The sequence below is a fragment of the Alphaproteobacteria bacterium 33-17 genome (assembly GCA_001897445.1).
Taxonomy (GTDB): Bacteria; Pseudomonadota; Alphaproteobacteria; order Rickettsiales; family 33-17; genus 33-17.
The window spans coordinates 102,704-110,029 of sequence record MKSX01000016.1 but is presented as its reverse complement, the minus strand read 5'-3'; the positions used below and the strand labels follow the sequence as shown (position 1 = coordinate 110,029).

The following is a 7,326-nucleotide window of genomic DNA, read 5'->3' as shown; positions in this document are numbered from 1 at the left end:
ATTGTCAACCCTTTTCACTCAAAATTCCGTCACCGATACTCCGAACCTATACAATTGCGAGGAAAATCAAATTTTCCGTGGCAATCCATTAAAGTAATAGAATATCTTTTTTTAAATTAAGCAGTATAAGAAACGAAGAGCGAAGCCTAGTCAAACCTAGGTGAGCGATAAGTGACGCAGTAATGCTTTATTTAAAAAAAGATATTATTCGCCGTACATGTATAGGGGCGCATTAAGCTCAATATTATTAGCCTTCATTTCTCTGAATAGTTCATTATAAATATTACTGACTATTATTGCTCTTGAAATATCTGCGCGCAAATCTATCCAAAATGTTATTTTATATGTTAGAAGCCTTTCTTCAACGTTTATAAGCAAAATTTGTGGCTCTGGGAATTCAAGAATATTGTTTTGTGAATATATAACACTTTCAAGAATCTCTGAAACTTTGTTAATATCGTTTTCTTGAGATACTTTAAACTCTATTGCGTGCCTTATTGTACCCTCACCCGATAATGTATAATTAATGATGGTATTTTGAAGTAGCGTACTATTTGGTATTATTACATCAATATTGTCACCAGTGACAATATGCGTACATCTTGCTGCAATATTTGTGACAATCCCGCTTAAATTAGTACCACTACCACTTACTTCAATAATATCACCTATTCTTATTGGTTGTTCCATCATTATAATAATGCCACTAACAAAATTGTTGAGAATTTGCTGTGTTCCAAAACCAAGACCAATGGCAAGCGCACCACCCACAAATGTAAAGGCTGTTAATGGAATATTAGCAATATCAAGAACTATAAAACTTATAATAACTATAAGTCCATAATAGGTCGCCTTTTCAAATGCTTGCGCCGCACTTCTTTCGATATCAAGCCTTGAAATAAAACGTAAGTATATTTGTCTACTTAAAGATTTAGCAACTTTCACACCAAAGTATAAAAGTAAAGATGCTATTACAAGATTAGACAAAGCGATTGTTTGATTTTCCCCAGCAACAATAGGATAGTGCCAGATTTTATCTAAGATTCTTAAAAAATATAAAAACCATTTATAAATCGACATATCGTCCGGTATGGACATAACAATATCATGAAGCGATTCTGTATGATCTGTAAGCGATTTGCGCATGCTTGACCTCATATTCCAAATATTAACTATTTGAAAGTTTAGCAAATCTTAGAGCAGTATACTAGCAAAACCTTACGCTCTTAAGCTTTCGATATTATCTTTATAATTTTTATTTCCGAAAATGTAAGACCCTGCAACTAATACATCAGCCCCTGCCTCTATAACAAGTTTTGCCGTATCTTTGTTAATACCGCCATCTACCTGAAGGTCAATTTGCCTTCCTGTTTTTTCTATCATTGCCCGAATATTACGAATTTTCGGTAGCATGGTATCAATGAATTTTTGCCCGCCAAAACCAGGGTTAACTGTCATGACTAAAATTAAATCAACTTTATCCATAACATATTCTAATGTTGATTCTGGTGTTGATGGTACTAAAGATACACCTGCTTTTTTACCAAGAGATTTTATGTGAGCAAGTGTACGGTCTAAGTGTATTACTGCCTCTTCATGGACTGTGATAATGTCAGAGCCTGCACGTGCAAATTCCTCAATATAATGATCAGGATTTGAGATCATAAGATGCACATCAAATGGAAGCTTACTATGCTTTCTGGCAGCCTTAACAACTTCAGCTCCAATGGTAATATTTGGTACAAAATGACCGTCCATAACGTCAAAGTGAATGTAGTCTGCACCAGCTTCGGAAATAGCCCTTACTTCTTCGCCAAGGCTTGCAAAATCACACGATAAAAGAGAAGGAGAAATTTTGATTTTATTCATTATTTAAAAACCTTTAATTTTATATTACGCCATGCTATTATAATATTATGAAAAACACAAGTATAAACGGGTAACTAATATGGCAGGTCATGATTCATTTCAGGCGTCACTTCAAAGTCAGCTTTCTCAATCACCAAGCATTATAGGTGCAGGAAGCGGATCAGCTCAGGCTGTGCTTTTCGAAATGGGTGCAGACTCAAATATTACTTCAAATCTTGAAAAATATCTAGATGCTGTCGGTCAAAAAAAAGGTGCTTTAGGTGCAATGATTGGCGCATTCATGAGTATGCAGGGAATAGCAGGATTTGCTGGTATTCAGGCTGCATCTTTAGCCATCTTAAGTCCTCAAATGACACCTACCTCAATAGATTCTACAAATATCGGTAAGGGTCTTCAGGGCGCTGGTACTCACAATATAGGTCAAGGCAAATAGAAATACTATGATAGATTCTAAGCTTAACATTCTTCAAAAAGTTTTAGAAAACAATAGCATAGAATCATTTTTAATACCTTCAACCGATGAATTTTTAAGTGAATACAGCCCCCCTTACCTTAAGCGATTAGAATATATTTGTGGATTTTCCGGATCCAACGGAATATTGCTTGCAAGTAGCAATGGCAAGCACGTATTATTTACCGATGGGCGCTATTTAATTCAGGCTAGAAATGAACTACCCCAAAATGTAAAAATAATAAATCTCTCTGAAAAATCAGTAAAAAATTACATTGATGAAGAAGGGATCAAGTTACTCGCTTACGATCCAAGACTGCATTCTTCAGCATTTATTGATAACATTAAGTCAGATAATTGTAAGCTCTTACCTATTAAAAACCCTATTGATGAAATATGGGAAAATAGACCTAAAATGCCAAATTCTATGCCATTTATGCAGAATTTGGATTATATAGCTGATTTTCCTCAAATTAAACTTACTGAAATTCTAGGCAAATTCGCGACAATTGCAGATAAGCTTTTAGTAGCCGACCCAGAATCAATATGTTATTTACTTAATATTCGCGGTACAGATATTCCATGTAACCCAGTTATACTTAGCTACATTTTTATTTCAAAATCAGGCGACATTGACTTATTTACTTATAAGCCTTCAAGGTTTGATTATCTTAAAGAAGTTATTGAGCTTCAAATAAAATTCCATGATATCAATAATTTAGAAGAATATATATCGGGTTTAAATGGTCAAAAAATTGCCTACAACATCCCTAAAACTCAGGATTGGTTTAGAAATAAATTTGATAAAAATTCCATTGAAAGCGTAAGCTTTGATGATGGTCTTTTACTTATGCGCGCTGTTAAAAAAGACAATGAAATAGAAGGCGCAAAAAAAGCCCACATTATGGATGCTATTGCTGTAATTAATGCCATTTACCGTATTAAACATGCAACTACTACCCTAAATGAAATGGATATTGCCCAGATTTTGCTTGAAGAGCGCAAGAAATATAAGGAATTTATTTGTGAAAGTTTTCCAAGTATATGCGGTTTTGCATCTAATGGCGCTATCATACATTACCGTGCTACTGAAAAATCAGCAAAACCTCTTGTAGGAACTGAATTACTTTTAGTTGACTCTGGTGGTCATTATGAGTCTGGCACAACAGATATTACCAGAACTATATTAATAGGAAATAACCCTAAAGATAAATGGAAAGAGTGCTATACCGCTGTACTTCAGGGTCATATTAACTTGCTAGATCATGATTTTAATGAAAATACAATTGGCTCAGAGTTAGATGCCATTGCCAGAAAGCCAATTCAGGATATTGGATATGATTATGAGCATGGAACAGGTCATGGCGTTGGAAACTTGCTTAACGTTCATGAAGGACCTTTTCATATATCTAAACGCCATAACCCTCAGAAAATTATGAAAAATATGATTATGTCAAATGAGCCTGGTATTTATATAGAGGGTGAGTTTGGCATTAGAATTGAGAACCTTATGTTTTGCAAGGAAGTTGCAACTCATCAATATGGATTTGAAAGCCTAACTTTAGTACCATATGAAAAAGACCTTATTTTATTTGAAAAACTTGACACATCCCAGATAAATTGGCTAAAACATTACTATAAAATGATTTCTAGCATTATATTGCCACAAATCAAAGACAATAACATATCTGCATGGCTTAAAAGCCAACTAGAGTTTTAGGACTTATTATGACAATTACAACACGTTTTGCGCCGTCTCCAACGGGTGCTTTACATATTGGCAGCGCCAGAACTGCACTGTTTAACTATCTTTTTGCACGCCGCCACAACGGCAAATATTTACTAAGAGTTGAAGATACTGACGTAGCAAGATCAACCGACGCCGCTAAACAAATAATACTTGATAGCCTAGAATGGTTAGGGCTTAAAAACGATGACGAGATAGTCTATCAACTTGCAAGGTCAAATAGGCATGCAGAAGTTGCGCATGAGCTTGTTAAAAAAGGTAAAGCGTATTATTGCTACACTCCGCAAGAAGAAATTAATAAGCTTAGAGAAGAAGCGCAAAGTAAAGGTGAGTCATTTTTATTTAGAAGCCCTTGGAGAGATGGCGGAACCCCACCAGAAGGTCAAAAACCAGTAGTACGTATTAAAGCACCACGCGATGGTGCAACCGAGGTTAATGATCTTGTTCAAGGTAAAGTTGTAGTTCAAAATGCCATTTTAGATGATATGGTAATTTTGCGTTCTGATGGTACACCAACATATATGCTGGCAGTGGTTGTAGATGACCATGATATGAACGTAAGCCATGTTATAAGGGGTGATGACCACTTAAATAACACTTTCAGGCAGATAATGATTTATGACGCAATGGAATGGAAAAGACCAGAATTTGCTCATATTCCACTTATTCATGGAAGTGATGGAGCAAAACTTTCTAAAAGGCATGGAGCATTATCTGTGCTTGAATACCGAGAAATGGGAATACTTCCCGAAAGCTTATTAAATTACTTACTTCGCCTTGGCTGGAGTCATGGAAATGAAGAAATTATTCCAATCGAAAAAGCTATCGAATGGTTTAATTTAGAGCATGTTAATAAAGGTGCTGCTAAGTTTGATATGGCAAAACTGCTTAATTTAAATGCCCATTATATAAAAGAATCTTCAAACGAAAGGTTAATTAGCTTAATTGAAAATCTGGCTGGTAAATTTTCAGACTCAGTTAAAGATAAGCTTATAAAAGGCTTAGACTCCCTCAAAATTAGAGCCAAAACCATTAATGAGCTTCAGGATCAGGCAAAGTTTTATTACTTAGAAACATTAGATTACTCAGATGAAATAAAGTCTAAAATGACTGATGAGAAAAAAGATTTGCTAAAAAATATTATGCAAATACTTGAAAATGTTGAAAATTGGCAGCAGGATAGTATAAAATCTGTTGTTGAGGATTTCTTAAATTCTAAACAACTAAAATTAGGACAATTTGGCGAAGTGGTAAGATATGCAGTTACAAACTCTACTTCCTCACCAAGTATGTTTGAAGTTCTTGAGATTGTTGGAAAAGAAATGTCTCAGGCAAGAATTAAAAGCTTTTTAGAGCAAATTGGATAAACTTTAATAGTTAATTATATGAAATGTACAGCATACGCAATAGCTGAAGAATTTGACGTAGATAATATCGCAAAAGAACTTAGATTTAAAGGTTATGAACCTAAGTTTTATGATGACGTTATTCATTTTACAATAGACCGCACAAGTGAAATACATCAGGATGTATTTTTATTCTCATATGGATGTATAGTGACCTGGGGATCTACCGAAGATGTCCTTGAAATTATGGACGATATGAGTAAATATATTAAAGGCAAATATGATGCCGTATTCGAGGAAGTCACTAACTTTAAAATAGATACCGAACAAAAAACAAGCATAATCGAAGAAGATGATTTATGGATTTTAGAAGAAAATGATGAGCTTATTAAACTATCATTCTCGCATGCATTATCACAATCAGCAAAGCTTGAATATTTTGAGTTTAGAGTAAGTAAGTCTATTGAAAAAACTAGACCACTTTCACATGAACTTGCTCAAAAGGGTAAAGTATCGCTATCAAGAAAAGCCTTAGCTAAACAAATTGGGGCGCTTTTTGGTGAAAGAAACTCTATTAATTTAGACAACGATATTTTAGACTTACCAGAATTCTTCTGGCGCAGACCTAAATATGAGTCATATTACCAAATGGCATCAAGTTACCTTGATATCAACACACGTCTTGATATTTTAAACAGACGCCTTGATTCGATTCATGAAGTGTATGATATTTTATCTAACGAACTCAATCACTTACATTCTTCAAGGCTCGAGATGGTAATTATCCTGCTTATCGTAATTGAAGTTATAATGTCAATATTACGTGACTTACTTAAATGGATTTAGAGCAGATATATTCACATTTTAATGGCTCTTTAGAGGAAGTTGATCGCATTGTATGCGAGCGTTCCTCATTTCATACCGATATTATACCGCTTGTTACTGAATATATTGTAAAATCAGGCGGTAAACGATTTAGACCGTTACTTACCATTTTATCGGCTGAACTTTGCAACATTACTAATAATCGCCATTTAAAACTTGCTGCTGCTGTTGAGTTTATTCATACTGCAACATTACTGCATGATGACGTAATTGACGAAAGCATGATGCGCCGTAACAAACCAACAGCTAATAATGTCTGGGGCAATAAAGCCGTTATTTTAGTTGGCGATTATTTGTTCAGCCGCTCATTCCAGCTTATGGTAGAAGACAAAAGCCTTGATGTTTTAAGAGTTTTATCAACTGCATCTAGTATTATTTCCGAAGGTGAAGTAATGCAGCTTGATGAGATTGGTAACTTTGACTTAAGCTATGATAAATATATAAAAATTATATCGGCAAAAACTGCAGAACTATTTGCTGCATCTTGTGAAATTTCACCTCTTACAGCTGATAACATTGATAATAAGCTTGTTTCAGTAATGCGTGAAATTGGTCTTTATTTAGGTATAGCATTCCAGATTATGGATGATGTTATTGATTACTCCCCCTCACCTAAAAAAGGCAAAAATCAGGGCGATGATTTTTTAGAAGGAAAAGTAACTCTCCCACTTATTTTACTTCGTGATAAGCTTGAGACTCCAGCCAAAACAAAGCTATATCAGATATTTGCAGATCTTGATTTTACTAAAGAAAGCTTTGCATATGTATACACCTTAATTGAGAAATATAATATTTTAGAAAAATCAGTAACTTATGCTGAAGAATATATAAATAAAGCAAGACAGAAGCTTGAAAGCTTCCCAGATTCTTATGCAAAAGAAGCTTTTGAAGAGATTTTTAAATTTTCTTTAGAGCGGAATTTTTAGAATTTATTGCGTCAATTATTTTAATTGAAGTTATGCGAAAAACTCCCTAGAGTTTATTCGCTTAAAAATGGGTGTTAGTTTAGAAACAATTCACTGGATTGT

Annotated in this window: 7 protein-coding genes; 5 read left to right on the top strand and 2 right to left on the bottom strand. The window is 34.4% G+C overall.

The genetic code is table 11. The annotated features are described in order from the left end of the window. Positions 1-204 precede the first annotated feature (204 nt). On the bottom strand, positions 205-1,146 hold the full coding sequence (locus BGO27_01450) for a hypothetical protein (GenBank protein ID OJV14136.1): 942 nt from the start codon (positions 1,144-1,146) through the stop codon (positions 205-207). Between the two features lie 72 nt (positions 1,147-1,218). Beyond that, positions 1,219-1,869 (bottom strand): ribulose-phosphate 3-epimerase, encoded by a 651-nt coding sequence (locus BGO27_01445; protein ID OJV14135.1) that lies wholly within the window; start codon positions 1,867-1,869, stop codon positions 1,219-1,221. A 79-nt stretch (positions 1,870-1,948) separates the two neighbouring features. On the opposite strand from BGO27_01445, the gene BGO27_01440 reads away from it, so the two are divergent. Genes BGO27_01440 through BGO27_01420 form a run of 5 tightly spaced genes read left to right on the top strand, consistent with a single transcriptional unit; the run spans position 1,949 to position 7,224 of the window. Next, positions 1,949-2,302 carry a hypothetical protein gene (locus BGO27_01440; protein OJV14134.1) on the top strand — a complete coding sequence of 118 codons (354 nt, stop codon included), beginning with the start codon at positions 1,949-1,951 and terminating at the stop codon, positions 2,300-2,302. Positions 2,303-2,309: 7 nt separating this feature from the next. Beyond that, entirely contained in the window at positions 2,310-4,040 is a 1,731-nt protein-coding gene (locus BGO27_01435; protein OJV14133.1) for a hypothetical protein, read from the top strand. Between the two features lie 8 nt (positions 4,041-4,048). After that, positions 4,049-5,434, top strand: a complete 1,386-nt coding sequence (locus BGO27_01430; protein OJV14132.1) for a glutamate--tRNA ligase — start codon at positions 4,049-4,051, stop codon at positions 5,432-5,434. Positions 5,435-5,452: 18 nt separating this feature from the next. Then, positions 5,453-6,259: a hypothetical protein gene (locus BGO27_01425; protein OJV14131.1), complete on the top strand. Its 807-nt coding sequence runs from the start codon at positions 5,453-5,455 to the stop codon at positions 6,257-6,259. Next, positions 6,250-7,224, top strand: a complete 975-nt coding sequence (locus BGO27_01420; protein ID OJV14130.1) for a hypothetical protein — start codon at positions 6,250-6,252, stop codon at positions 7,222-7,224. The genes BGO27_01425 and BGO27_01420 overlap by 10 nt, the downstream gene beginning before the upstream one ends. Positions 7,225-7,326: the final 102 nt, after the last annotated feature.